Below are 26,172 nucleotides of genomic sequence, written 5' to 3'. Positions count from 1 at the left end.
GGCAACTCCTTAACGGTTCATGCTTTATGGTTCGAGAGCGAGCGCGTCTTCAACTCGCACTCGAACAAAAATTCAAAGGCCTCGATCTGGCGCAGCGCGTCGCTCATACGCGCGCCCCACGTGTAGAGGCCATGGCCACGGATCAGATAGCCGACGCAATCAGGATGGGCGTCGAGCCAAGGCTGCACCTTGGCGGCCAGCCGTGCAATGTCCTGATCGTTGTCGAAAATCGGCACGCGCACGCGGGATTCGTGAGTCGAGACGCCGCTGAAGGCTTTTTGCAGTTCGTAGCCTTCGAACTCGATGAAGTCTTCCGACGTCAGGCGCGACAGCACCGTGGCATTCACCGAATGGGTGTGCAGCACCGCGCCGATCTCCGGGCGCCAGCTGTAGAGCTGAGTATGCAGCAGGGTTTCGGCGGACGGTTTTTTGCCCGGTTCCAGGCTATTGCCCGACAGGTCGGTGGCCAGCACATCGTCGATGCCCAGCTGGCCTTTGTGCTTGCCGGACACCGTCAGCAAGGCTTCAGTCGGCGACAGGCGGGTGGAGTAATTGCTGCTGGTGGCCGGCGACCAGCCGCGGCCATACAGAAAACGCCCGGCGTCGATGATTTCTTGAGCAAGGTGTTCACGGGTAAGGCTCATGGCCTGTCCTCTTGCATGCGTGTGGCAATGATAACGGCAGCGGCGAAGGCGGCGAGACTGGCGATACTAAAGGTCAATGTGGCGCCGAGGGCATTCCAGCTATAGCCGGAATACAGCGCGCCCAGTGCACCGCCGGTGCCGGCCAGCGCGGCATACAACGCCTGGCCCTGCCCTTGCTGACGCGCGCCGAAACTACGTTGCACGAACTGGATGGCAGCCGCGTGAAAGCTGCCGAAGGTAGCGGCGTGCAGCACTTGGGCAAACAGCAGCACCCAAAGGAATTCAGCAAACGAACCGAGCAACAACCAACGCAGGGCCGCCAGCAGGAAACTCGCCAGCAGCACCCGGCGCACAGAGAAACGCGCAAGGATCTTGCTCATGGCCAGAAACATCAAGACTTCGGCAACCACGCCGACCGCCCAGAGCATGCCGATCAGCCCGCGGCTGTAACCGAGTCGCTCAAGGTGCAGGGTCAGAAAGGTGTAATACGGCCCGTGACTCATCTGCATCAGCGCCACGCAACCGTAGAACGCCAACACCCCGGGGTTGCGCAATTGCTGGAGGAATCCCTCCCCCGCCAACCGTTCGCTCTGAATCGGTTGCGCGTTGGGTACCCACAAACTGCTGACGACGATCCCGGCCATGATCAGCACTAACGCCACCGGATAGATGTCCAGGCTAAGCCATTCAAACAGCCGCCCGAGGGCGACCACGGTGATGATGAAACCGATGGAACCCCACAGGCGAATCTGACTGTAGCGAGACGTCTGGCCATTCAAGTGCGCCAGGGTGATGACTTCGAACTGCGGCAATACCGCGTGCCAGAAGAACGCGTGCAAGGCCATGACCATCGCCAGCCACGCGTAGCTTTTGTTGACGAAAATCAGTGAGAAGGTCAGCAACGTACAGACCGCGCCGAACCGCACGATGGCCAGACGTCGCCCGGTGTAGTCACCGAGCCAGCCCCAGATATTCGGCGCCACACAGCGCATCAGCATCGGGATCGCCACCAGTTCGCCAATGCGCGCGCTGGAAAAGCCCAGGTGATCGAAGTACAGCGCCAGGAATGGCGCTGTCGAACCGAGCAAGGCGAAATAGAACAGATAGAAACTGGAGAGCCGCCAGTACGGGAGCGCCGCCACGGTCGTCAAACCGCAGCGGCTGTGAGGTCAGCCATTAAAGCTGACCCAGCACCGGAGTGCTCACGCGCACATCGAGGTTCTGCCCGCGATGACGCAGCAGGTGATCCATCAACACGATGGCCATCATCGCTTCGGCAATCGGCGTGGCGCGGATGCCAACGCAAGGGTCGTGACGGCCCTTGGTGACGACCTCCACCGGGTTGCCATGGATATCGATGGAACGGCCTGGCGTGGTGATGCTCGAGGTGGGCTTGAGCGCCAGGTGTGCAACGATCGGCTGACCGGACGAAATGCCGCCGAGAATGCCGCCAGCGTTGTTGCTGAGGAAACCTTCCGGGGTCATTTCATCACGGTGTTCGGTGCCGCGCTGGGCGATGCTGGCAAACCCGGCGCCGATTTCCACGCCTTTGACCGCGTTGATGCTCATCAACGCGTGGGCCAGTTCGGCGTCGAGACGGTCGAAGATCGGCTCGCCCAGGCCCGGCATCACGCCTTCGGCGACCACGGTGATCTTCGCGCCGACCGAATCCTGGTCGCGACGCAATTGGTCCATATAGGCTTCCAGCTCCGGCACTTTGTCCGGGTCGGGGCTGAAGAAGGCGTTTTCTTCCACCGAATCCCAGGTCTTGAACGGGATTTCAATCGGGCCGAGCTGGCTCATGTAGCCGCGAATGACGATGCCCTGGGTGGCCAGGTACTTTTTCGCAATCGCACCGGCTGCCACGCGCATGGCGGTTTCACGGGCCGAACTGCGACCGCCGCCGCGGTAATCGCGCTCGCCGTATTTGTGGTGGTAGGTGTAGTCGGCGTGCGCCGGGCGGAACAGATCCTTGATCGCCGAATAGTCCTTGGACTTCTGGTCGGTGTTGCGGATCAACAGGCCGATGGCGCAACCGGTGGTGCGGCCTTCAAAGACGCCGCTGAGGATTTCGACTTCGTCGGCTTCCTGGCGCTGGGTGGTGTGGCGACTGGTGCCGGGCTTGCGGCGGTCCAGGTCGCGCTGCAGATCCTCAAGGGAAATCTCCAGGCCCGGCGGGCAGCCATCGACAATGGCGACCAACGCCGGACCATGGCTTTCGCCCGCGGTGGTGACAGTGAACAGCTTGCCGTAGGTATTGCCGGACATGCGGGACGCTCCGTGAAATCGAAACTAAAATACGTAATGCGCGCCAGTATACGCAGGCTACCCGACTAGTTCATCCTCGAACCTTATGGGTGCCTGCGAGTCCAACCGGCACCTTGTTGATGATGGCGTGATGATGCTGCGAGTTCTAGCCTTGAGCCTTACCCTGTTTACCGGCTTTGCACAGGCCACTGTGCTGCAACGCCCGATCACATTGGACACGGGCAGCGGCGAGCTTTTCGGCTCGCTGTTGCTGCCCAAGTCCGACACGCCTGTGCCGGTTGTCCTTATCATTTCCGGCTCCGGCCCTACGGATCGTGACGGAAACAACCCCGACGGCGGACGCAACGACAGCCTCAAACGGCTGGCCTGGGTGCTGGCCAAACACAACATCGCCAGCGTGCGCTACGACAAGCGCGGCGTGGCGGCGAGCCTGGCTGCGACTCCAGACGAACGTAATCTCTCGGTGGAAGCCTATGTGGCCGACGCCGAAGCCTGGGGCCAGAAGCTCAAAGCCGATCCGCGCTTTGGCAAACTGATTTTGCTGGGCCACAGTGAAGGTGCTTTGATCGCCAGCCTGGCGGCGCCAAACGTCGATGCCGCGGCGGTAATTTCCATGTCCGGCAGCGCCCGGCCGATCGATCAGGTACTGCGCCAGCAGCTGAGCAATCGCCTGCCACCGCCGTTGATGCTGCGCAGCAATGAACTGCTCGACAGCCTCAAGGCCGGCCATACCGACGACAACGTGCCCCCGCAATTGCAGGTGATTTTCCGCCCCAGCGTGCAGCCGTATCTGATTTCGCTGTTCCGCCAAGACCCGGCGGCGGCCTTCGCCAAATTGAAAATGCCGGCGCTGATCATCCAGGGCAGCAACGACATTCAGGTCGGCGTGGGTGACGCCAAGGCACTCAAGGCCGCCAAACCGGACGCCGAACTGGCGCTGATCGAAGGCATGAACCACGTGATGCGCATCGTGCCCAACGACGTGAAGCGGCAATTGGCCTCCTATAAAGATCCGCAATTACCGCTGGCCGCCGAACTCGGCGCGCGAATCCTCGGGTTTATTGACGGACTTCGCACCCGTTAAGCGCTGTTTTAAGCGCTGTTGACCCTCCAGTCCTGAAAAAAACGGCCGATAAGCCTTTGTCGCCAGCGCACTGGCTGGCGGCAAGCAGGGCTTGGACAGGATCTCGCCGTTATGACTGATACCCAGACTTCACCCGACACCACCGCTGAAAAAGACACACCGCCAGCGGTCGAGCTGCCGTGGGCGGACGTCCACGTCGAGCACCACAAAATGCTCCGCCTGGCGCCGCTGCAAACCGACCGCAACACTGGCGGACGGCCGTTGCGCTTTGTCGAATTCGGTTACGCCGAACGCAATAGCAAGGAACACAGCCTGATGCGCATGGCCATCAAGCTGCCGGGCCAGCGGGTGCGCAAAGAACAGAACCATCTGGACGTGTGGGTCGATCACACGACCAAACGCGTGCATTTCGAGCCGGAAAGCGGCTTGCAGATCGAGCCGCTGAACCGCGGCATCGGGCGCTATTTGGCAGCTCAGGGCATTACGTGGGCGAAGAAGAGATGGCCCGCCTACACCGTCGATGGCACTGATCTGAACAACAAGGATGCGCTGAACGAAGACACTCGCCTGCGCCGCGATCACTTTCTGCGGGTGCACGGTTTTGACGTGGTCTACGCCGACGCCCAGCATTTGAAGGGCAGCGTTAAAGAGGTGTCGGTCGGTGATTTGCTCGGCGACTGGAACAGCGAGAGGTTGCAGCAGGTGGAAATCCTCGAAGCCGCGCAAATGCTCCAGCAAGCCGAGCAGAATCTGGCGGAACAGGAAGTCAAACTGAAGAAGCACGAAGAAAAGGTCAGCAAGTACAAACGCGAAGACGCCGGGCTGCGTTTTACCATTACCTGTCTGGTGGCGTTTGCGGTGTTTCAGGCGGGGTTGCTGATCTGGATTGCTACGCACCGCTGAAGACTTGAGACCGCGGCGCGGCCATTCGCGGGCAAGCCACGCTCCCACAGATTTAGTGTGTACCCATCATTTGGACACGACACAAAACCTGTGGGAGCGTGGCTTGCCCGCGAAGGCTTTCTCAGGTCAGACGCGAGAAGCGAACAACGCCTGATGATCGCGGCACTGCTCCGCTGTCAGCATGAACACCCCATGCCCACCGCGCTCGAACTCCAGCCAGGCGAAGTCGACTTGCGGGTATAGCGCCTCGACGTGAACCTGACTGTTACCCACCTCAACGATCAGCAATCCCTTCTCGGTCAGATGATCCGCCGCTTCGGCGAGCATGCGGCGCACCAGGTTCAAACCGTCGTCGCCACAGGCCAGGCCCAGCTCCGGTTCGTGCTGATACTCATCCGGCATGTCGGCGAAATCTTCCGCATCGACGTAAGGCGGGTTCGACACGATCAGGTCGAAACGTTGACCCGGCAAACCATCGAAACCATCGCCCTGAACGGTGAACACCCGCTCATCGACACCGTGGCGCTCGATGTTCTGGTTCGCCACTTCCAGCGCCTCGAACGACAGATCGGCCAGTACCACTTCGGCGTTCTGGAACTCGTAGGCACAGGCGATGCCGATGCAACCGGAACCGGTGCACAGGTCGAGAATGCGCGCAGGTTCGGCACCCAACCACGGTTCGAAACGCTTTTCGATCAGCTCGCCAATTGGCGAACGCGGGATCAGTACGCGTTCGTCGACAATGAACGACATACCGCAAAACCAGGCTTCGCCCAGCAGGTAAGCGGTCGGAATGCGCTCTTCGATGCGGCGCTTGAGCAAGCGTTGCAGATTGACCAGTTCGTCTTCTTCCAGACGGCAGTCCAGATAGCTGTCGGCAATTTCCCACGGCAGGTGCAGCGCCCCCAACACCAGTTGACGGGCTTCATCCCAGGCGTTGTCGGTCCCATGGCCGAAAAACAGATCCTCCCCATGGAAGCGGCTGACGGCCCAACGGATATGGTCACGCAGGGTACGAAGTCGGGAAGTGATCACGGGGCAAACTCCAGAAAAAACGACTGACGATTCTAACAGCCAAAAGACGCCACGACGACGCAGGAAAAACACCGGATCAGATGTAGGACTCTTCTATTTTTTCAGCAAGCTATTGAACAGAACGAGTATCTTGACAAGGCTGCGACCCAACAACGGCGGTGCCTACGATGGTAGCGATTCACAGAAGCGCTCAGCCAGAGGACAATGTCGCAAAAGCCCCACCCGAAGGAGCCCCAGAATGTCCGTTCCAAAAACGATGTTTCAACTCAGCGGCCGTGGTTATGCAGCGGCCAATCTGGGTCATGCGACCCTTGTCATCATCGATGCCCAGAAAGAATACCTCAGCGGCCCCTTGGCACTGAGCGGCATGGATGCTGCCGTCGCGAACATCAAGCAACTGGTGGCCGCTGCCCGTGCAGCCGGTCGGCCGATCGTGCACGTACGCCACCTCGGCACTGTCGGTGGGCTGTTCGACCCGCAAGGCGAGCGCGGCGAGTTCATCCCGGGCCTGGAGCCACAGGGCGACGAAACCATCATCGGCAAATTGCTGCCGAGTGCGTTTCATGGCACTGAACTGCTGGAGCGCCTGCAGAACCTCGGCTCGCTGGACCTTATCGTCTGCGGCTTCATGAGCCATTCCAGCGTCAGCACTACCGTGCGCGCCGCGAAGAACCTGGGCTTTCGTTGCACATTGGTTGAAGACGCCTGCGCGACTCGCGACCTGCCCTACAAGGGTGGCGTCCTGAGCGCCGAGCACGTTCAGCACACCGAGATGGCGATCATGGCGGACAATTTCGCCACCCTCGCCCAGACCCGCGAACTGATCTGATCAACCCTTCGATGAGCGGTCCATGCCGCCGCTCATCCGCAAAAGCCTCTCATTTGCTGTAATTGCCCTAGCCTCAGGAACATCCCGGTCAACTCCCGGTCGAAGGGCCGATACCCATTGAGGAAGGTCGGAATGAAGTTATCCGATGGTTTTGATGCACGCCGCTTGCGGCCCAAAGGGCAAAGCACCTGGCGTTTTCGCTTCGGCGCAGCGTTCGCTGCCTTGCTGGCGACGTGTGGTGTGTTGCTGGCGATGGCCGGCGCAGCCAGCTTGCTGGGCCGCCCACCGGCGCTGGGCGAGTTGAATGCCAGCCCGTTGGGCTCGGCGATCATTCTGGCCGTGGGCCTGTTCGTGCTGTACATCGGCGTGTGGCTATGGCGCCGCTGCCGTCGCCGCTCGCGCCAGTCGCAAGAGCTGAATATGGCACCGCACCTGATGAAAAAACACGACTAAGCCCAACGCCAGACGTTTTGTCCCGCCCGATTCGCCCCGACTTGGGTAAACTGGCCGCCCTTCGCGGAGGCTGACATGCAAGACGACGATTTTTCCCTGTTCAAAAGCGCGATCCAAGGCGTCAAGCCGATCAAGCACGATCGCGCCGAAACCGGCAAACCCAAGGCCGATCGCGCGCAAATCGCCAAGCTGCGCCAAGCCGCCACCGTGCGCACCGATGCCACCACCGTTGACGGGCTGTCCGATCAGTTCGTCATCGATGTCGGCCCCGAAGATGAGCTGATGTGGGCCCGCGACGGCGTCCAGGAAAGCCAGATGCGCAAGCTCAAGATCGGACAGATTCCGTTCGAAGGCAGCCTCGATCTGCATGGCATGAACGTGGAAAAGGCCCGTGAAACCTTGTGGGCCTTTTTGGCCGAAGCGACAAAATTCGAAATTCGCTGCGTACGTGTCACCCACGGCAAAGCGGTGCGCCTGGACGGCAAGCGGCCGATGATCAAGAGCCACGTCAACACCTGGCTACGTCAGCATCCACAGGTGCTCGGCTTCACTTCGTGCCAGCCGAAACACGGCGGCGCCGGAGCGGTTTATGTAATGCTCAAACGCACCATGATGGAAGGTCGCGACGAGTGATGCTGTCGCTTCACGCTTGCAGCGCCGTGTCCGTCACCGTACCCTTGCCCTTTGCGTAAAATCCCACAGGTAGTTTCATGTCCCTGGAACAGAATTACACCGACATGTCACGGGGTGTTCTCTAGGTTGTCAGGGTCAATGAAATCAGGGACTTAGCGCCTAGACCAACCCAGAATTTCCTGCCAAAACACAGGCATTGGTACGGAAATTGGTACGGGATTCCCTCCTCTCGCAACAGATAAATGCCCCCCCGCTCCGCCTTTAACGGTGCGGGGCTTTTCCACAACTAGAGTTGATGCTCTGAACGCTGGCTGACAGACATCTATCGGCCAAAAGCGGTCAGTCGTGGCCGTCAGCTTTTGGCCAATTGCATACCTAAATGTAGATGGGATACCGAGGATCATTCACCTCCCTCATAAGGCCAACGCTGACCCAAAGTAGGCGAAAATAAAAGGGTTTCTCACACCCATCTAATCTAGACATGAAGGTTCGAAGCTATTATCTTTCCAGACAAAGTAAAAATCATTATTTAAGACTTAGGTCGGCGAGCAAACAAGAAATGGATATCGACATCCTTGTAACAAGTGATCGAATTAATAACGACCCTCTCGCCAGAGACTTCATTTCATATGTCAAAGGTGCCCATCAAGAACTTGGACTTGAGGAGGCAGTGCTTTATTACGACTTTCCTAGCTACTCTGACTACGAAACTGTCACGCATAAGCCTGACGCATTATTACTAAGCCGATCGCATGGGATTATTGCACTTCGTTTTGTTAGCGCGTCGCAGGCGGAAAGGCTACCAACTCCAAAAATTGGTGAGATCGGTGAGTCTCTTAACCAATTTTGCAGCATCTTGATTGGCCGACTCTTAAAAAGCAAAACGCTACGACGAACACGCTCCTCGCTTGACGTAGAGATTACACCGGTGATCTTCTGCGACTCAGAAATAGCTGACCGAATCTTTGAGGGTGGAGAGTGCGATGTAATAAACTCTAATACAGCTCTACGCACCCTTCTCGAAAACCTTCAAAGCGAAGATTTACTCAGTCCTGAGCAAATGCATGAGGCTCGATCCGTCATTGAGGGTGCAAAAGCACTTACGCGTAGCGGAAATCGAGTTATTGAAAATCCTGAGCAACACAAGGAAGCCTTTGCTCTATCCAATTTGGAAGCTGAAATCGCCAACTTCGACCAAAAGCAAAGGAGAGCGGCTCTCGTTACAATTAATGGACCTCAACGAATTCGAGGTCTAGCAGGCTCAGGAAAGACTGTAATATTGGCCATGAAAGCTGCGCATCTGCACATGACCAAGCCCAATGAAACTATTCTCGTTACATTCTTTACAAAAAGTTTGCGCTCGCCCATTCAAAACATGATTACAAAGTTTTTTAGGCATTACACTGAAGTTGATCCTGACTGGACTAAAATTAACATTCTTCATGGCTGGGGTGGTTCAAACGCGAACGGTGCATATTCAGACGCTAGCCGTCGCGCAGGAAGAATCCCAATGAGCTATAGCGCGGCGAGGAGTGCTGCTCCTGCAGGAGTGGATCCGTTCCAATATGCCTGTGCTGATCTGGTTGCCACTGGATCCGTACAAACATATTACGATCACGTGCTAATTGATGAAGGCCAGGATTTTCCTGCTGCATTTTACCAACTTTGCTTCCTGCTGACTAAAGGTACCCGAGACAAAAAAAGCATAGTTTGGGCATATGATGAACTGCAGAACATTCTAAATGTAAAAATGCCGTCTGCAGAAGAACTTTTTGGTTTTGACGAAAATCATGAGCCGTGTATTTCTCTTGATAGAGCTGCTGCGGGCCTACCTCCGGGAGCCGTCAATGACACAGTGCTTAGTAAATGCTACAGAAATCAAAGAGAGGTTTTAACCACCGCGCACGCAATGGGCTTTGGCATTTATTCCGACATAGTCCAACTTCTTGAAAGTCCTGATCATTGGCGCGACGTTGGGTATATCGTACAAGCTGACACTTTTGAAACAGGCAAGCAGGTTGAAATTTTGAGACCTGAAGGAAATAGTCCAGTATCCCTGCAGGGAGAAGGCTTGCCTGACTTGATTAAATATCACTCAGCCAATGATTTTGACGAAGAAATAGATTGGGTTGTTAAGGACGCATGTTCTTTTCTACAAGGTGGTCTATCACCAGAGGACATCATTGTCATTGCCTTGGATGACAGAAACGCTCGTAATTACTTTAAGCGATTGTCCGCGAGCTTTTCAATGGCTGGGATCGCAACAAACAACATCCATGCTGACCCTTATTCAGAACCGCCCTTCTCTATTTCTGACAAGATCACTCTTTCAACAGTGTACCGGGCAAAGGGTAATGAAGCGGCGGTTGTTTACGTAGTCGGGGTTGATGCTATATGGCTTCGTCAGAGGAGTGAGCGTAATAAATTGTTCGTTGCTTTCACCCGAACCAAAGCCTGGCTTCGCGTTTCTGGGTGTAAAGGATCGACAATTGCCATCGGTAATGAAATCGATTCGGCAGCGGCTGACTTCCCTTATCTGCGCTTTAAGATGCCAGATCTTTCTCAGATGAACCTGATTCAACGCGATATGAGTGAGAAGACACTCAGAGCTAAGAAACTCCGGCAAGAATTTATAGAACGTCTGCGTGACGAAGGGTTTACAGATAACGAAATCGATGACTTTTTGGTCGTGCAGGAAGTCAAAGATGAATAAGGAAGAGGTGAGGGCCGGCATTTCTCAAGTATGGCGAGTAGCGGAAAGTCTGGGTATTGCTGAGATATATTCAAACCCAATTCCATTACCAGTTAATGAGGAGTTTCGTGACTTAATATTGTCTGACTCTGCAAATTACATTGATGTTTACAACAAGGCGCTTGGATTATCGCACTACAATATTCTGCTGTCTGATTATTCATTCTTTCAGTTTAGCATTGAAGGCGATAGCAATGTGCGCTATGCATTTTACCCCAATCCTTATTCTTCTAATTCTAACGAATATGCTGATTGGTTTCGAACCCGTCACGAGATGGTGGAAGCCGGTTTATTGACACATGAAGAGTTTCTGTCTCTTTTGGCGGATAAGGTTGGCATCGGTTCCGTGCCTTTGCTTAGGTATGAAAATGCTCCGGCGCAGCGAACAAAACTTCACCACCCGTGCTCACATTTTCACATTGGATTCCATTCTGAGAATCGATGGGCGGTAAGGAGGGTACTCACACCAGCAGCATTTGCGTTACTGGTATTTAAGCAATACTACGGCTCCAACTGGCGTGCTGTGGGTGATGACGAACATGATGAAATAGAAAATTCCTTCGACAGAATTTTGGTATCTGAAAAAGCTCGCAGCTATCTCGTTTCCGACTTGTTGTTCGATCCCGTGGAGGAACGTGCGTTTTATTTTGGGTAATCGAGAAAGTCTCTCGAGAATCCAGACCTGGGCACATATTGATAGAGAGCGTGCCCACCGGAGGGCGGGACAATAAAATGCCGCTCAGGATGAATCGCCCCTGATTTCCTAGACGCATCCTAATGGCAGCTTCTGGCCGAAAGCTGACCTGTCCTGAGCGTCCGCTTATGGCCGATTCTGTTGAAAAAGTCGGTTCTTCCAGACTGCCCGCATACTGACCGCTGAAAACGCCTTTTTTCGCGCCGCTACGCGAAATCTGAGCCCGGAATCCTCTGCTCAATGTAAAGATTTCAATCTCAAACGCGTACTTTACTACCGTGGGAACCATGGCCGACTTTTTCAACAGAATCGGCCGATAGCTGCCTGTCGTGAAGGGCAGCAGTCGACCCCAAGCCCGCGCTCCATTGAAACTGCCGCTGCTACCATCGTTTCCTGAACTTCTAGCCCTAGGGACTTTCGAAACACACAATGAGATGTAAACGACGATTCACAATCTCACCCTAACCCGACTTCACTGACAGGGTCAGACACGCGCCGCGCCAGTGGCGAACAAGACCGCTGCCGAGGTCAAGCGTCCGCTATGCACGTTGTGGCTCTCCTATTGCTACAGACATTTCTGTTCAATGAGTGCTTGAGCTATTTTGTCCAACTCTTCATGGGCTGCAAGCTCGTCAGTCCAGCGCCCTGCCACCTCTTGGTAGTACTCGTCCGCTTTGGGACTATCATCCTCTGGCAGAATAGGGGCGAGAAACGCCACCTGCGGCAGACCATCCTTTTGCGGGCCGAACGTGATCCACACTTTTGGATCGCTCTCTGGGTAACCGTACGAATCCCAATAAGCCATATCAATTCTCCTCAATCTGGCGCCATACCGGGCTAATCACAAATACCCCACTTCAACGAATCACGCTAGCCGGCGGGGCTGACGCCTACCCGCCCAAGGTGAGCCGATCATTAATCCGAATGACCAAGGCGTCGAAGGTTGGTTTCACGGACTGGCCGCCGAAGCAGGAATCACAAGCGGCCGCCTAACCCACTCTCACCTGTTGCGCTGAAGGGAGGCCCGCTGCTAATAACAGTTATCGCTCACACCACGCCGTAGCCAGTCTAATCCCGCGCCTCATTGCTTCATCGAAGCTTTTCCAAGGCCAGCTTTCTTTGGCTAGCAGGATATCGTTATTACCGTCTCGGCCCCAGACACGAAGCCCCACCGGGGCGGGGTTATCCGGCTTTCCCCAGATGAAATCAATCTTCGCTCTTTTACCATTTGGGTGGACGTAATCCACAGGATAAGGCCGTTCTACCAATAAGCTCATTTCGACTTCCTTGTCATCCAGCACTCCACCGACATATCACGCAATAGCCCACAAACCACTTCACGCCAGCCGGCGAGGATCCCCTATGTCCGCACAATAGAAGTTACACCCAGTTCATCCATGGCCAGTCAAGCAGGGCCTGCCGTTCGAAAAGAACTGGTGGTTGATCTGTTCGCCAGTGGCGGTGGTGCCAGCACCGGCATTGCCGGCCCCCCACCTTGTTCACGTGCTTTCCACAATTAGTTGATGATTTGTAGTCTCGTCTCGCGTAATCGCAGGCACCTGGCCCGGCCGAGAGTGGATCATCAAATATTGCTGGGTGCGCTCGGTGTCAAAGACCTGATCTGCTGCCTCCATCTCGTCAATCAACTGCCGATCGACTGAGTAGTAGCCACAGTTCGGACATTTAAACTCATCAAAACTGCCAACTGGGTAAGCTTTCTCGGCGCTATCACCACATACGACGCAGACGGTGATGCTCATACGCACCTCCTTTCGAATCACCTATCAACTGTAGCTGATTCCGCCTCTATCAACCTTCCAACGTACGGGCAAAAAGCACCAATTTCCTTGGCCTAAAGCGGTCTGCTGGCATGCGAGAAGGGGTTCGAATCCCAAGACGAGCCGGGCAGAAGATTCGCTGCACGACATCTCTATGGTCGGGGGCGTTCGCCACACTTTGGTGGTGTATCCCACGAAAATCCGTCAATGACGTCATTTGAGAGGAAAGCCAGGGACGCCGCAGAAGAGTTGATACACGGAGCAGGGCATGTGATTGTTAAAGGCCGCACTGGGGGCGACTAATATTGGCATTTGAGCAGCCACCCGATTTTTCCATCCACCTCAAACCGAAGTCGGCCTACGCTGTCCTTTTCATACGGCGAAAACCCTGACGATTAAGGAATGGGCGGGTGAATGTAAATTGGAAGGGAATGCTGCCAATCGAAGGGACGGTCATCATCGTAGAGGATGACCCCACCCTTCGATCATTAATGACGGACATCTTGAGCGAGGTCGGAGCAAACACTCTTGCCTTTGTGACTGCAGACGATGCATTAACTCACCTTCTGGAAAACCACGGTCAATGCCCCCTTGTGATCGTGGATCAGAGCTTGCCGGGACAGGTCCAGGGGGCAGAGTTTATTGTAATGCTCCAAGGCAAATGGCCGTTGATCGCCTCGATACTCACTTCCGGATATCTGCTCGATCCTACCCAAGTGCCAGCTTCTACAATCTATTTGCAGAAACCATTTTCGCTGGACGACTTGGTAATCGCGGTGGCCACCCTCCTTCAACCTGGTCACCCCATTCACCAAATCTCGAGCCAGCGCACTGATTCATAGGGGCGACGAGGATTAAAAGCTCGTTTTGCATATCGGCAAGCCAGAGGTGCCCAATGAACGAAAACGGGCTGCTAAAAATCAGCTACCAGGAGGTCGGCTATCCGATGGAGCTGGTTATTGCCGCGCCGTTGAATACGAGAGCAGATGAGTACGCCGTACTGTTCAATATTCTTAGGCACTACGAGAATCGAAAGAACGTTCACATCGATTTGACGGTAACCGGGGCAGAGCATTTGCGTCCGCAGGTGGCTGCGTTAGGGATAACCGACGTTGCCTGGGCATTCGTGTAGGAAGCTACGGGACGAATGCCCCCTACCATCTGTCAAAAAGTGCTCTAAAGTCTATGATTCATCACACGTAAAGGAGTACGCGAAATGCCCTCACAAGGATCCCATCGGCCTAGAAAGAAAGACAGTGACATGAGTGAGAGAAATGGCACCCGTGCTGCCTCGCCCAGAGAAACTGATAGCTCCCTGGAGGACTATTATAAGTCGTGGTATCACTCGACCACTTGTGAATGTGGTTGCGGCGGAGCAGGTAAAAATTGGATTGCCCAACAACGGGAAAAAAATAAGGGATAACCCGTTTAGTAACCTCTTATCTCCGATGTAAAAACCCTTGACGAGCAGGACGCTATATCGCGATGAACGAGCACGCGATGCGAAATGCCCCCTCGTCAAACGGCTTTAAGCGACATCCTGCCGCTCGGCCTCAATTTGCCGCCATAATTCTTCCTCTATGAGCTCGGCATATTGTTCGGCCAGTGCCGCGCAGCCGTTGCGTCCGGCGTCACTGGCCGTGCCGTTTTCGTCATACACCTGACCTGACACAACACGAAACTCCAGTTCCCGATAGCCATAGGCGTCCCAATCGCTGGTGGTGGCCCACGGGTCGGGGGGCACATCCAACAACGAAGTGACCTCACACTGGAGGCAGTATTGGTCGATGTTCACGTCATAGGTCATATGCGCCTCTGATACCGCTGACGCATCACTGTTTGGAGGGTGGTGGTTAGGGTCGAATGGCCTACATCACACGAAAGCTACTTTCCTGGCCGCCATTTCGCTATGCAACTCGCCAATCAGATTGGCAATTGCTCGGCTGGAGCCCAGGTTCGCAGTCGATATGCCGGTGACCAGTAATTCGACGCGCCCGGTTTCGGGCTCGAACACCTTGATCTTGAGCGATCTATCAGGGTTCACGGTACAGCTACAGGAAAGAGGCAGAAAACCACCCTCAATGATATGGCGAAGCTCAAAAATGGAGATCATGGCTTTCGTCCCAAACTCATCGTTTTTTTGGATGCTCGCCTATTAATAATAGAAACCTAGGCTCCCCCTTGTCGCAGAAAACGACCAAGAGTCTCGCCTTCCCCACGGCGTCCTGTCGACCGTACGTACCCCAAAATCCTACAGCTCGTCGCTCTATTCTCGCGCGTCCTTTACACCTCAATTACTGTACATAAAACCAGTATCCGTACAGTGAATCTCCCTCAATGAATTTCGACCAGGCTAAAGCGCTGAGATTTCAGCAGTGGCGCTCGACCCTTGACGACCACGACTTTCGAATGCAAAACCCCGAGGCGCACCGCCAGCACCTTCACTCCATGGCATCCACTCTGGTGGCCGAGGGATTGATCGACACGCTCGAGCAATACGACATGAATGAAATGGCCAACGCCGCGTACTGGCATGCCGTGGAAGAACTGCAGAGTCATCCTGTTCGCTATTGCGGCGCATCGTCCTATGACCTCGTGGCCTGCGACGGCTCCCTGATCCTTGGGGAAATCCGGCAAACCATTTTCCACGCGAGAAGGGAGAACCAGGTCGAAGCTCGAACCACCTACGACGGCAAAGTCTATCGCGATGGCGCCGGAGCAAATCTGGTTTTCAACCCATCAGGCATCACTGCACGCATTGAAGGCCTTACGCTGACCCTGCGCGATGGTCGACAGTTTGATCTGATCGAGACCGGACGGATGATTCTTGGGGTGATTTACCAGCCGATCGACGATCCCGATATGTATCGCGCCCTGGTTGACGCGGCGCAGGTCGCGCTGGAAGGTCGCGACCTGCGCGCTTACGAAAAGATGCGGCCATTTATGGATCTGGCCAGCTTCAGCACCTGCCCCGCTTGCCTCGATCGCTTTGACCGAAGAGACGACTGCGCTGCCTGCGCCGGACAGGGCTTCGTCATCAAGCCGCCAGGTTCTGGTCTACGCTGAAAGCACAACCGTAGGGCTCCAACCATGTGCGGACGTCTTTCCCAATACCGAGGCATTCATGACTTTGTCGCGGCACTGAGCATGCCCAGCGCCTTGATTGACTATGCAAGCAACCAGCCTTTCGAGCGCTACAATGCCGCGCCATCCGCTCAACTCACCCTCTTTCACCAGGAAGGTCAGTATCTGCGGGCCGACATGGTGCGCTGGGGCTGGCGGCCACAGTGGAGCAAGGACCGTGCTGCCATCAAGGCCCGGGTAGAGAGAGTCGCCCGCAATCCATTCTTCAGATCGATCTGGCCGCACCGGGCGATCATCGCGATCGACAACTGGTTCGAATGGGTTGACGAGGGTGGGCCGAAGAAACAGCGCGCCGAGCAAATGATGCTGTTGCAGTGGGAACCGACCGAGGCTTTCGAGTGGTTCAAGGTCGACCGGGCAATCAGCAACGTTCGGAATCAGCAAAGCGGCCTGATCAATCCTATTAGCGACTCTGACGACCGTGACCGTCCTGCTGACTTTGTGCACTGATGGATAGCTGGGTTACTAAAACAGCCCGCCCAAGTCCGCCGGCTCCCAATTCATGATCACCAGCTCACCGCTCACCTCGGCCTTTCCCTGCCGTTGGTTGGTGTTGCAGTAACGGATGTCCAGTGTCTCGAAATGAAAGCCCTCGAACACGCGACGGATATCCGGGTGGTCGTTGATACTGACCATCACCTTGCCCTTGCAGCGGCGCATGAAGTCGGCCATCCGTTCGTAGTTCTCGAACGGAAAGCCCACGCCATAACCAGCGGTCTGCCAGTAAGGAGGATCCATGTAGTGGAAGGTGTGGGGACGGTCGTAGCGTTCGGCGCACTCCAGCCAAGGCAGGTTTTCGACGTAGGTGCCGGACAGGCGCTGCCACGCGGCCGACAGGTTTTCCTCGATCCGCAACAGGTTGATGGCCGGGCCGGTGGTGGCGGTACCGAAGGTCTGCCCGGTGACCTTGCCGGCGAAGGCATGGTGCTGCAGGTAGAAGAACCGGGCGGCGCGCTGGATGTCGGTGAGGGTTTCGGGGCGGGTCATCTTCTGCCACTCGAACACCTGCCGGGAGCTGAGCGCCCATTTGAATTGGCGCACGAACTCTTCAAGGTGGTTCTGCACGACGCGGTACAACGTTACCAGATCGCCGTTGATGTCATTGAGGACTTCCACGGGCGCTGCCTGGGGCCGCATAAAGTACAGCGCGGCACCGCCGGCAAAGACTTCGACGTAGCATTCGTGAGGCGGAAAAAGCGGAATGAGGCGGTCGGCCAGGCGGCGTTTGCCGCCCATCCAAGGGATGATGGGTGTAGACATTGAGAGCAAGACCTTTACTGTATGGATAAACAGGTGCTAGGCTCGCCGCGCTTTGTGCACGGAGCAAGAGCCTTGGCTGGACTTGCAGGGGCAATCTGCAGGGACGGCGGCCGGGTTGGATGTTGACGCATCCACCCCGGTCGCTCTTTTTCACTTCGGTGTTGAGACTTCTTTAGCGTAGGCCTGACAGGCCGCCAGGGCGATCAGTCCTTGGTCGCCGGCATCGGTGATGCCGATAATTCGTTGAGCATGCGCCGGGTCAAGTTGGGCTCTTGTGGCGCCATGAACCACGCCGCCGGTGGCGGTGGTGGCTGGCACCGAGGCGCTGCCGCCGGCAGCGGTGGTGTCGAGTAGGACTGACAGGCGCAGATCAGCAGTGGCAAGGCGGTCGCGCAGGCGACCTTGATCACGTTGGACATCGCTCAGGGCTCGGTAATGGGTTTGTTCACTGGCTGAAAGCCGCTGCTCCAGGGCCAGACGTTTGGCCTGCTCAGCTTGTTGCTGCGCTGCAGCGGCCAGTGTTTTTTGATTGAGACGCTCTGCCTGCAGGCGGGCTTGTTCCTCCAGCTGCCGGCCATAGCGCCAGTCCTGCACTTGCCAGGCAATTGCAGCGGAACCGCCAGACAAAGTGACCAGCAGCACACCCTTGGCCAGCAGCCGGTAGGGCGCCGGGATCAGTTCGCCGAGGCGCATAGCACCGCCCTCGCCCGCTCCCACAGCTGCCGGCGATCTGCCAAGCCATTCAGCCCGCCGTTGATCTTACGGGTAATCGCCTCGAACTCATCCCGATCCGCCAGGGCATTCAGTTCACGCACCCACCAGAACCACGCCGCCGACTCGGCGGCCCATTGCGGCAGCTCGAGCAACTCCGGGGTGCGCAGCAATCGTTCGTCGCCGAACAGCGCCAGGCTGCAGCGCAGGTAGTTGTTGCGGCCGGTGATTTGAATCAGCCCGCGACCGCGATAGCGCTGGCCGTCACCATCAGCCTCCGGCGTATTACCCAGCTTCGCCGCGAGACTGCCAGTGTCGTACTTGCTCAGGTACTGGTCGCCGCCCAGTTCGCGGACGTACTGCAATTGGCCGGACTCGTGACCGACTTGAGCCAGGAACGCGGCCTGCCGCTGGGGTGTGTTGATCTGCCGATGGGCCATGGCGGTGTTTAGGGCGGATACAAAAACGCCCGCTTGGCGGCGGGCGTTGGGCATGATGCGCTGTAGCTGTTGCTCTGTCAGTGACATAGCGGGTCTCCATGGGTTTGGGGGAATGCGGCGCTACTGCTTGAGCTGAACGACCTTCAGATCCTTCGCCGACTTTTTCTTTTTGCCTTTGGCTTTCGCCTTACCCTGCTTGCCGCCGTTGCACTCCACAGTCGTGCTCCAACCGGACTGGGTGTACACCTGCTCCACCGAGTCCACCAGGTAGTCGCCATCGAAACCGACCTTGAAGCCTTGGGCATCGATCGTTCGCTCGGCAAACAGGTCGGTGCGCCCGGGCATTTCCAGACGAACCTCGGCCGTCGACCGGTTGAAGGCCGCCAGTCGAGCCTTGGCCGCTTGTTCGGCCGCCGACTTGTTCGGGTAGATGTGACGGTCGGTATGCACCGGCGGCAAGCCGTCCGGTGAGTCGTCGTTGTCCAGGGTGACGACGGCGAGTTTTCCGTTTTTCTTGTCCTGGTGCTTGGTCGACACCGCCTTGTGGGTGTTGCGATCCCCCAAGCGGAACTTGAAGCGGCTGACGTCACGGCGATGAATCACCACCACGCCAAAGGCCTTGCCCGAGGCGCTTTGCCCGGCCTGCCGAGGCATCACCAGCAATTTGCCGTCGGCCACCTTGGCCGTGCAGTCGTACTGTTTGGCCAGGCGGGTGATGAAGTTGAAATCCGACTCGTTGAGCTGATCAGCGCGAGGCACTTTGGTCTGTACCGGGCACACCGGTTGCCAGCCATTACGCGCGGCAACATCGGCGACGATCCGCGACAGGGGCACGTCTTCCCAGCTGCCGCTGCGGGTGGTCTTGCCGCTGCCACGCATGTCGCTGGCCTTGCCGGTAATCATCAGGGTGTCCGGCGGTCCGTCGAAATCCACATCATCGACGACGTAGCGTCCGATGCGGGTCAATGTGGTCTCCGCATAGCCCAAGTAGATCTCGATGCCGGCCCCTCGCGGCGGCAGTGCCACGGCACCGTCGCGGTCATCGATGCGCAGTTCGAACTCGTCGGACTCCATGCCGGGCTTGTCAGTGGTTTTTAGTTGCAGCAGCCGATCATTGATCAGCGCCGTGATGTCGGCGCCGTCGGCCACGACGCGAAAGGCTGGGGTCATTGTTCTGTCCAAAAGAAAGCCCGCACACGGCGGGCAAAAAAAAAATTCTTCACCGATTACCGGAAAAAAGAGCCAAAAAAAAGCCCTAGCATTTGAGGCTAGGGCTTTCTTGCCCGGCATCGGGCTGTTTACTTCTGGTCGACTACATCACGCCGGCTGGAAAAAGCCGGTTCCAGTGCCGGAGAACTGCCCACTAATGTTCCCGGCATACTGCGCTGGATGGACCAGTGCGGCCAGCAGGCGCGGCCCTTCAAAAAGGTACAGAGTGAGCGAACCTGGACTAATCGACAATTGCAGCGTCAACGGGACGCCGATGAGGTTCTCAGCATCAGGCACGGTGCCCTGTAGATAGAGACTGGAAATATTGATATTGGTACCCGTACCTGTCGCCTGACCGACGAACCGCACTCGGGTTCCTTGCTGAGGAGCATTTGGTCCGATATCGGCGGGTGACGCACTAATCTGGATGGTTTCGGTCTGAGGATAGCAACCGCAACCGCAACCTTCGAACGAGAAGTAGCCGCAAATGTTCTGCTGGCATCCGCATCCACACAACGATTGCGGATGCACCTTCTGATCGAGGACCTCTTTTAGCGCCGGCTTCGCCCCAGCAACCTCTTGCTGGCGCTTGATTTGTGCGTCAAAGGCAGCTTGCGATTGCTTTTTGAGCGCATCGACTTGCTCAGGTTTTATATCTTGAAAAGACGTCATATCTAAAAATCCTTTTATTTTTTTCGAAAAGACCTGGAGACAGCCTCACTCGATCAGCGCACCTTCCAGGAGCACACCACGAACCCTTCGGCTCGCGGTCATCCCTTAAAACACAATCTGCAAGCGCTTGCAACTACTTTGATGGCGGCACACATGCCTTGGAAATGTCAGGCCCTATGTCGGGACAAGGCTCGCGGCCCGGTGTGTTCCTTGAAGATCAAGAACGGCTTTCCCGGCAATCCGTAAAGGAAAAGAAGCCCTAGCGTTTGAGGCTAGGGCTTTCTTGCCCGGCGTCGGGCTGATTACTCCTGATCGACTACAACCCCAGCTGGAATATGCCGGTCCCACTGCCGAAGAACTCCCCGCCAATGTTCGCGCCATATTGCGGGACCAGTGCGGCCAGCAGGCGCGGCCCTTCAAAAAGATAGAGGGTGAGCGAACCTGAATTAATCGACAATTGCAGCGTCAACGGGATGCCGATGAGGTTCTCAGTATCAGGCACGGTGCCCTGCAGGTAGACACCGGGGGAAATGTTAATGTTGGTGCCACTACCTGTCACCTGACCGACGAACTTCACTCCGACTCCTTGTGGTTCGATATTGCCGAGTGACGAACTAATCTGGATGGTTTCGGATTGAGGATAACAACCGCAACCGCAACCTTCGAAGGTGAACCAACCGCAAATGGTCTGCTGGCATCCGCATCCACACAACGATTGCGGGTGCACCTTCTGATCGAGGACCTCTTTTAGCGCCGGCTTTGCACTGACAACCTCTTGCTGGCGCTTGATTTGTGCGTCAAAGGCAGCCTGTGATTGCTTGTTGAGCGCATCGACCTGCTCAGGTTTTATGTCTTGAAGAGACGTCATATCTAAAATCCTTTTAGTTTTTGCGAAAAGACCTGGAGACAGCCTCACTCGAACAGCGCACCTTCCAGGAGCACACCACGAACCCTTCGGCTCGCGGCCTTCCCTTAATACACGATCTTCAAGCGCTTGCAACTACTTTTATGGCGGCATACATGCCTTGGCAAGCATGTCAGGCTCTATGTCGGTGCAAGGGTCGCGGCCCGGTGTGTGTTTGAAAGTCAAGAACGACTTTTCTGGCAATCCGTGAAGAGCCAAGAAATGTCATCAGGGCGATGCGTGAACATCAGCCCCACAACATCACCCCGTCATTGCTGGGTGCCGGCAGATCCGGCAGCTCGATGACGATGCCGGCACGGTACGGTTGCGGCTCGTCGGCCAGCCCCTGATTGGCATCCAACACCGCCTCGACGGTGCCGCTCAAATGCCCGTAAGCGTGATAACAAAGGGTGTCGAGCAAATCCCCGTCAGACGTTCTGCAGGTCGTCGCCATAGCGCACAAACTCCAAGGTGAACGCCTGCTTGCGCGGGATTCCACCCTGCAGCAGCGCGCTCTGTTCTTCTTCGACGTTCTTCAGGCACCAGGTGCCCAGCACGTCGCCATAACCGGTGGTCAGGGTCAGGGGTTTCAGTTGGGCACCGAGGCTGCGCAAAGTGTCCAGCTGCTTGATCCCGCCCTTGAAGCCGGGAAAGATCGCGCCCTTTAGGGTGATCTTTTCCTCGCCGATGCCCACCGCCTGCTGCGCCGGTCGCCGGGTCAGCCGCTCCTGCGAGGCCCAGCGAAATTCGGTGGAGCGCCGCAGTTCATCAAAGGCGGCGGTGTCCAAATTAAAGTAGTACGGCGGCGCTTTGGGATCCTGCGGCTGCACGATCAGCAGGTGCGGGAACGGCTTCACTGCCTCCGGCACCGGCGTGGCGTCACCGGCCAGTGATCCGGTGGGCACGATGTTGGCCAGCGATGGACTGACCTTGCCGGCGATTTTGTTGATCGCAGTAGACGCTCGGGCGGCCTGTTCCTTCAGTTGGCCCATGCGTTCATCGATCTGCGACACAGCACGGGTGGCTTTGTTGTAGGTGGCCACCACCTGCCCGACCTTGGCCTGGGCGGCGTTTACCCCGCGCATCACGCGCTGCAGCTTTTCCCCGACCGCCGGACCGACAATCGGGATACCCTCAAGCTCCGAGGCCGCGCCGCTGATCTCGCTGATCGCGCCGTTGACCGGCCCCATCATGCCGTCGAGGCTGCGCCGGCCGGTCTCCCCTGCTGCTGCCAGTTGCTTGAGCCCTGACTGCAGCTGTTCCATGTAGGCCATTGGCCCTCCTTACACATGCGGTTCGTCGTACAGCTTGCGGTTCTGCAGCTGCTGCGTGGCCTGCTGCATCTGTTGCTCGATGAAGGGTCGCAGCTCGCGTGCCATTTGCGCTGGATCCTTCACATCGCCCTGCACGGTGATGTGCAGCGGTGCCTGAATGTCGATCCGTTGTTCCACCTTCGGTGCTTCAGGCTTGGTCGCTGCCGGCACCGGGGTCAGCAGCGCCGGAACGCTTGGTGGTGCCGGAGCGGCCAAGGATCGCGTTACATCACCCAAGGCGGCGCCGTCGGCTTCGCGCTCCGGCAACAGGCTCTGCACCGCCGATGGTTTCGGCGAGCCGGATGCGGCAGGGCTGAGTAGCCCGACGGCGGTCGCAAACGACCGGGCGATGCTGCCCATCACCGGCGGAAGGTTCTGCCCGGCGTTGGCCATCATCAGCGGCCCGGCCGTCGGCAGGGTTTTCAGCGACTCGTCGGTGCCAAACAACGACTTGCCGAGAGAGCCGCCAAGGGCATCACCGCCCATGTAACCGAGATACCCGCCGATCAGTCCACCGACGATGTTGCCGATGATCGGCACCGCCGTGCCGATGGCGGCACCGGCGGCCGCTCCGGCCAATGTACCGGCGAGGCCACCCGCAGCCTGACCGTAACCTTCGGCTTTTTCGTCCTGAGTCTCGGCGTTTTCGTAAGTGTCATACGCCTTGTATCCCACCTGGGCGACCGCGAGTATCGCCGGGCCTTTCATGCCCTGGGCGATGGAGGCCCCACGACCAAGGCCACCACCACGGCCCCCTTTACCCGCCTTGCCCGATTTTTTGCCGTTGGCATCCAGGTCGCCGGCATCCATCCCGCCACCCGTAGCCGGCAGATTGGTGACGATCACCTTTTGCGGAATATTCGGGTTGCCCATCAGGGTGCCGCGCCCAAGGTTCATCAAGCCTTTGCCGACCTTGAAAGCGCTGACAGCGCCCTTCAGCGCAACCAGACCGACCACGGCCGTACCGATACCAACCACTACCCGTGGGAACTCGTCGGCGAATCCCGACAGCTTGCGACTGACGTTGTTGATGCCGTCGGCCACGGCGTCGGTGACCGGCCGCAACGCATCGCCGATGCTGCGCATAGCGTCGTCCATGCCCTGGGCCATCTCGGACCATTTTTGCGCGGACGTCTGCCGGCGCTCGGCGAGGTTCTTGTCGAGGATCCCGGTGGCGGCGGCCGAGTCCTTTTTCAATTGGTTGTACAGATCCTTGTTCTGCATGTACGCAGTCAGCGCCGCCTTGACCTGCATGTCGGCGAACAGGTCGCCGGTGCGCAGGGCTTCCTCCAGTGCGATGATCATGCCCTTGGCCTTTTCCGGATCGGTTTCCTTGCTGATCTTGGCCGTGGCTTCGGCCATCGCCTTGGCCTTTTTCGGGTCGGTGGCGGCGATGTATTTTTGCGCCAGGGCAAAGCTCGATTCCAAGGTCGACATACCGTTCTGCAGGCCGGAGGTCATCGACGCTTGATAGTCGATCCCGGCCTTCTTGTACGCGTCGACCGTGTCCCCCGAGCCGATCTTGCCCATCCAGTTTTTCAGGTTGTTGGCCGCTTCGTCAGCACCGCCGGCCGTCTTCATCTGCACCTGCAGCATCGCACCCAGCTGGGTCACGGCGTCCATGCCATAGATCTTCAGGCTGCCCATGTTGGCCAGCAGCTCGGGAAACCAGCGGGCCATATCGGCAGCCTCAAAGCTGCCCGCTTGTCCTTGATAAGCGATCGCCTCCAGCGCCTTCTGCATCATCGCCGGATCGGTGATTTTGGCGTTCTGACTCAAAGCGTTGATCAACTTGGCAGTGTCGGTGTCCCCAGCTCCCTGCCCTACGATGAATTTTGCCGCCGGAGCTGAATACTCCCGCGCCTTACTCAACTCCAGGCCAGAGCCAACCAAGGTGTTGATGGTCTCTGCCAATCGATTACGAGCAATACCGATATCTCTTGAAGTACCGATAATCGACTTGGACAGATCCGCCTCTTGAGAGGTATTGGCAATCCCTGCCTTGATTGCGATGTCACGAGTAATCGCGCCATAGTCCGCGCTGACCTTGGTCGGAATGGCCACCGCAGCCGTCAGCGCACCGGCTTGGCCGATGGTGCTTTTCAGGCCCGAACGCCCCTCCTCGATCTGCCGGTGACCGAGCGCTTTCAATTCAGCTCCGGCGGCCACGCGGCCCATCGTGGCGTAGGCCTTGCTCAGCCGACCGACCTCGACGCCCTGTTTTTTCAGCAGGTCGAGGTTCTTTTCATATTTGGCCAGCAGCTTGTCTGCGCCTTCAGCACCGGCCATGTGCGCCTTGCGCCATTCCTCGCGCAGACGCATGGTGTCGCCGATGGTGTTCTGCAACACACGGGCTTTGCTGCCCACCGAATCCAGATGTTTGATCTTGCTTTCGACGTCCTTGAACGCTTTACCCACCGTCGGATCGACAGCGCCGCCGATGACAAAGCCGAGCGCGAGGTTCTTCGCCATGTGAGTGCCTTATATTTCGGAGGGTTTAAGCGGTGGCTCAATCGGAGAGCCACCACACCAGCTCGTTGAAGGGCATGGCCGTGATCTCGGCAGCAGAAAACCCGGTTTCCCGAGCCATGCGTTTGGCCAGCGTCTTCAACGTGGTTGCGTCACACCTAATCGTCCGTGACCAGGCGAAAATAGCCGGCCTGCAGGCGCATATAGTCGACAAGTTTGAGCGCCATCAGATCCGCCTCCGGGGTCTGGGTCAGCGAGGAAAACAGCGACATTTCGCGCTTTTCCTCATCACCGTTGCAGGTGGCCTGGGCCGCCCGCACGTCACGCACACAGGGCGCGCGGATGGCGAGGGTGTCGACCAGTACGCCGGACAGTTCGGTCGGATACTTGAGGCTGATGCGAAAGCCTTCTTCGGTGAGCTGTAGCCATTTCGGTAACGGTTTTTCTAGGGTGGTTTGAGTCATGTTTTTTCCTTAAAGGCCCAGGGCCGAACGTTCTTCAGCGAGTTGATCAACGCCGTCGACCACCAGCACCATGCCGACCATGTCGATCTCGTAGATCAACCGACCATCGACTTCGAGCTTGTAGTAAGTCAGCGCGATGTTGTGTTTGCTCTCGGCCTTTTCACCGGCCTTCCAGTCGCCCATGTCGACCTCTTTGATCCCGCCGCGCATGGTGACAATGACCGGGATGACCTTGCCCTTGAGGCCCTTGAACGCCCCCCGGAACACGGCGTTGCACGCGGTGCGATCGGACAGGCCGAACCACTTCAACGCCTCACGACGCACACCGTTGGTGGTGAACCCGGCTTCGAGTTTCTCGACGCCGGTCGGGATCTCGATCTCGCCGGCCATGCCGCCGCCCCGGTAGGTTTCGGTTTTCAGCACGACCTTGGGCAGGGTGAGACTCGGCATCTCACCGGCAAAACTCACGCCGTCGATAAACCCGGCGCAGTTGGACAGAACTTCAGGAATCAT

At 57.2% G+C, this 26,172-nt stretch carries 31 protein-coding genes; 11 read left to right on the top strand and 20 right to left on the bottom strand.

Features of this window, described 5'->3' with window-relative positions; all coding sequences use genetic code 11:
- Positions 1-17: 17 nt before the first annotated feature.
- The 3 genes from PSH88_RS09765 to aroC are packed head-to-tail and all read right to left on the bottom strand — an operon-like array spanning position 18 to position 2,912.
- Positions 18-644 (bottom strand): methylthioribulose 1-phosphate dehydratase, encoded by a 627-nt coding sequence (locus PSH88_RS09765; RefSeq protein WP_305426018.1) that lies wholly within the window; start codon positions 642-644, stop codon positions 18-20.
- Positions 641-1,786, bottom strand: coding sequence for an MFS transporter (locus tag PSH88_RS09760; RefSeq protein ID WP_305426017.1), 1,146 nt, complete (start codon positions 1,784-1,786; stop codon positions 641-643). The genes PSH88_RS09765 and PSH88_RS09760 overlap by 4 nt, the downstream gene beginning before the upstream one ends.
- Before the next feature lie 34 nt (positions 1,787-1,820).
- Positions 1,821-2,912: a chorismate synthase gene (aroC, locus tag PSH88_RS09755; protein ID WP_305426016.1), complete on the bottom strand. Its 1,092-nt coding sequence runs from the start codon at positions 2,910-2,912 to the stop codon at positions 1,821-1,823.
- Positions 2,913-2,997: 85 nt separating this feature from the next.
- Here aroC and PSH88_RS09750 point away from each other — a divergent pair, with 85 nt between their 5' ends.
- A complete protein-coding gene (locus PSH88_RS09750) occupies positions 2,998-3,996 on the top strand; it encodes an alpha/beta hydrolase (RefSeq protein WP_030131638.1) in 999 nt (332 codons plus the stop codon).
- Positions 3,997-4,107: 111 nt separating this feature from the next.
- Positions 4,108-4,899, top strand: coding sequence for a hypothetical protein (locus PSH88_RS09745; RefSeq protein ID WP_305426015.1), 792 nt, complete (start codon positions 4,108-4,110; stop codon positions 4,897-4,899).
- 126 nt (positions 4,900-5,025) lie between these two features.
- Here PSH88_RS09745 and prmB read toward each other — a convergent pair whose 3' ends face one another.
- Positions 5,026-5,934, bottom strand: coding sequence for a 50S ribosomal protein L3 N(5)-glutamine methyltransferase (gene prmB / locus PSH88_RS09740; RefSeq protein ID WP_305426014.1), 909 nt, complete (start codon positions 5,932-5,934; stop codon positions 5,026-5,028).
- A 238-nt stretch (positions 5,935-6,172) separates the two neighbouring features.
- On the opposite strand from prmB, the gene PSH88_RS09735 reads away from it, so the two are divergent.
- The 5 genes from PSH88_RS09735 to PSH88_RS09715 all read left to right on the top strand — a co-directional run bounded on the left by PSH88_RS09735 (position 6,173) and on the right by PSH88_RS09715 (position 11,256).
- Positions 6,173-6,763: a cysteine hydrolase family protein gene (locus tag PSH88_RS09735; protein ID WP_008005646.1), complete on the top strand. Its 591-nt coding sequence runs from the start codon at positions 6,173-6,175 to the stop codon at positions 6,761-6,763.
- Between the two features lie 132 nt (positions 6,764-6,895).
- Entirely contained in the window at positions 6,896-7,216 is a 321-nt protein-coding gene (locus tag PSH88_RS09730) for a hypothetical protein (protein WP_305426013.1), read from the top strand.
- A gap of 75 nt (positions 7,217-7,291) precedes the next feature.
- Entirely contained in the window at positions 7,292-7,849 is a 558-nt protein-coding gene (locus tag PSH88_RS09725; protein ID WP_008005647.1) for a Smr/MutS family protein, read from the top strand.
- Between the two features lie 559 nt (positions 7,850-8,408).
- The gene (locus PSH88_RS09720) at positions 8,409-10,562 is read left to right on the top strand and encodes an ATP-binding domain-containing protein (RefSeq protein ID WP_305426011.1); all 2,154 of its coding nucleotides are present in this window, start codon (positions 8,409-8,411) and stop codon (positions 10,560-10,562) included.
- Entirely contained in the window at positions 10,555-11,256 is a 702-nt protein-coding gene (locus tag PSH88_RS09715; RefSeq protein WP_305426010.1) for a DUF2290 domain-containing protein, read from the top strand. Before PSH88_RS09720 ends, PSH88_RS09715 begins: the two co-directional genes overlap by 8 nt.
- A gap of 604 nt (positions 11,257-11,860) precedes the next feature.
- Here the strand turns inward: PSH88_RS09715 and PSH88_RS09710 are convergent.
- From PSH88_RS09710 to PSH88_RS09700, 3 genes are all read right to left on the bottom strand, one after another.
- A complete protein-coding gene (locus PSH88_RS09710; RefSeq protein ID WP_305426009.1) occupies positions 11,861-12,100 on the bottom strand; it encodes a hypothetical protein in 240 nt (79 codons plus the stop codon).
- A 235-nt stretch (positions 12,101-12,335) separates the two neighbouring features.
- A complete protein-coding gene (locus tag PSH88_RS09705) occupies positions 12,336-12,572 on the bottom strand; it encodes a hypothetical protein (protein WP_305426008.1) in 237 nt (78 codons plus the stop codon).
- Between the two features lie 222 nt (positions 12,573-12,794).
- Positions 12,795-13,055 (bottom strand): hypothetical protein, encoded by a 261-nt coding sequence (locus PSH88_RS09700; RefSeq protein ID WP_305426007.1) that lies wholly within the window; start codon positions 13,053-13,055, stop codon positions 12,795-12,797.
- 428 nt (positions 13,056-13,483) lie between these two features.
- Here PSH88_RS09700 and PSH88_RS09695 point away from each other — a divergent pair, with 428 nt between their 5' ends.
- Both PSH88_RS09695 and PSH88_RS09690 read left to right on the top strand, forming a co-directional pair.
- Positions 13,484-13,915 carry a response regulator gene (locus PSH88_RS09695; RefSeq protein ID WP_305426006.1) on the top strand — a complete coding sequence of 144 codons (432 nt, stop codon included), beginning with the start codon at positions 13,484-13,486 and terminating at the stop codon, positions 13,913-13,915.
- 53 nt (positions 13,916-13,968) lie between these two features.
- On the top strand, positions 13,969-14,205 hold the full coding sequence (locus PSH88_RS09690) for a hypothetical protein (protein ID WP_305426005.1): 237 nt from the start codon (positions 13,969-13,971) through the stop codon (positions 14,203-14,205).
- 396 nt (positions 14,206-14,601) lie between these two features.
- Here the strand turns inward: PSH88_RS09690 and PSH88_RS09685 are convergent, their stop codons facing one another.
- Positions 14,602-14,880: a hypothetical protein gene (locus PSH88_RS09685; protein ID WP_305426004.1), complete on the bottom strand. Its 279-nt coding sequence runs from the start codon at positions 14,878-14,880 to the stop codon at positions 14,602-14,604.
- A gap of 66 nt (positions 14,881-14,946) precedes the next feature.
- Positions 14,947-15,186, bottom strand: a complete 240-nt coding sequence (locus tag PSH88_RS09680) for a DUF1652 domain-containing protein (RefSeq protein ID WP_305426003.1) — start codon at positions 15,184-15,186, stop codon at positions 14,947-14,949.
- A gap of 224 nt (positions 15,187-15,410) precedes the next feature.
- Between PSH88_RS09680 and PSH88_RS09675 the strand changes: the two genes are divergently transcribed.
- On the top strand, positions 15,411-16,139 hold the full coding sequence (locus PSH88_RS09675) for a hypothetical protein (protein WP_305426001.1): 729 nt from the start codon (positions 15,411-15,413) through the stop codon (positions 16,137-16,139).
- 24 nt (positions 16,140-16,163) lie between these two features.
- On the top strand, positions 16,164-16,667 hold the full coding sequence (locus PSH88_RS09670; protein ID WP_305426000.1) for an SOS response-associated peptidase family protein: 504 nt from the start codon (positions 16,164-16,166) through the stop codon (positions 16,665-16,667).
- Between the two features lie 15 nt (positions 16,668-16,682).
- Here PSH88_RS09670 and PSH88_RS09665 read toward each other — a convergent pair whose 3' ends face one another.
- The 11 genes from PSH88_RS09665 to PSH88_RS09615 form a co-directional block, all read right to left on the bottom strand.
- Positions 16,683-17,477, bottom strand: coding sequence for a DNA adenine methylase (locus PSH88_RS09665; RefSeq protein WP_305425999.1), 795 nt, complete (start codon positions 17,475-17,477; stop codon positions 16,683-16,685).
- 150 nt (positions 17,478-17,627) lie between these two features.
- Positions 17,628-18,170 carry a lysis system spanin subunit gene (locus PSH88_RS09660; RefSeq protein ID WP_305425997.1) on the bottom strand — a complete coding sequence of 181 codons (543 nt, stop codon included), beginning with the start codon at positions 18,168-18,170 and terminating at the stop codon, positions 17,628-17,630.
- Positions 18,152-18,715: a glycoside hydrolase family 19 protein gene (locus PSH88_RS09655; protein WP_305425996.1), complete on the bottom strand. Its 564-nt coding sequence runs from the start codon at positions 18,713-18,715 to the stop codon at positions 18,152-18,154. The genes PSH88_RS09660 and PSH88_RS09655 overlap by 19 nt, the downstream gene beginning before the upstream one ends.
- A 33-nt stretch (positions 18,716-18,748) precedes the next feature.
- Entirely contained in the window at positions 18,749-19,798 is a 1,050-nt protein-coding gene (locus tag PSH88_RS09650; RefSeq protein WP_305425995.1) for a phage late control D family protein, read from the bottom strand.
- 147 nt (positions 19,799-19,945) lie between these two features.
- A complete protein-coding gene (locus PSH88_RS09645) occupies positions 19,946-20,509 on the bottom strand; it encodes a hypothetical protein (protein ID WP_305425994.1) in 564 nt (187 codons plus the stop codon).
- A gap of 316 nt (positions 20,510-20,825) precedes the next feature.
- Positions 20,826-21,377, bottom strand: a complete 552-nt coding sequence (locus tag PSH88_RS09640; protein WP_305425993.1) for a hypothetical protein — start codon at positions 21,375-21,377, stop codon at positions 20,826-20,828.
- A 283-nt stretch (positions 21,378-21,660) separates the two neighbouring features.
- Positions 21,661-21,867, bottom strand: a complete 207-nt coding sequence (locus PSH88_RS09635) for a tail protein X (protein ID WP_305425992.1) — start codon at positions 21,865-21,867, stop codon at positions 21,661-21,663.
- On the bottom strand, positions 21,842-22,687 hold the full coding sequence (locus tag PSH88_RS09630; RefSeq protein WP_305425990.1) for a phage tail protein: 846 nt from the start codon (positions 22,685-22,687) through the stop codon (positions 21,842-21,844). Before PSH88_RS09630 ends, PSH88_RS09635 begins: the two co-directional genes overlap by 26 nt.
- A gap of 9 nt (positions 22,688-22,696) precedes the next feature.
- Positions 22,697-25,198: a phage tail tape measure protein gene (locus tag PSH88_RS09625; RefSeq protein WP_305425989.1), complete on the bottom strand. Its 2,502-nt coding sequence runs from the start codon at positions 25,196-25,198 to the stop codon at positions 22,697-22,699.
- 155 nt (positions 25,199-25,353) lie between these two features.
- Positions 25,354-25,659 carry a phage tail assembly protein gene (locus PSH88_RS09620; protein ID WP_305425988.1) on the bottom strand — a complete coding sequence of 102 codons (306 nt, stop codon included), beginning with the start codon at positions 25,657-25,659 and terminating at the stop codon, positions 25,354-25,356.
- Between the two features lie 9 nt (positions 25,660-25,668).
- Positions 25,669-26,172: a phage major tail tube protein gene (locus PSH88_RS09615; RefSeq protein WP_305425987.1), complete on the bottom strand. Its 504-nt coding sequence runs from the start codon at positions 26,170-26,172 to the stop codon at positions 25,669-25,671.

The organism is Pseudomonas wuhanensis, from assembly GCF_030687395.1.
GTDB lineage: Bacteria > Pseudomonadota > Gammaproteobacteria > Pseudomonadales > Pseudomonadaceae > Aquipseudomonas > Aquipseudomonas wuhanensis.
The sequence above is the reverse complement of the archived record's forward strand: the minus strand, read 5'-3'. Positions and strand labels throughout refer to the sequence as shown.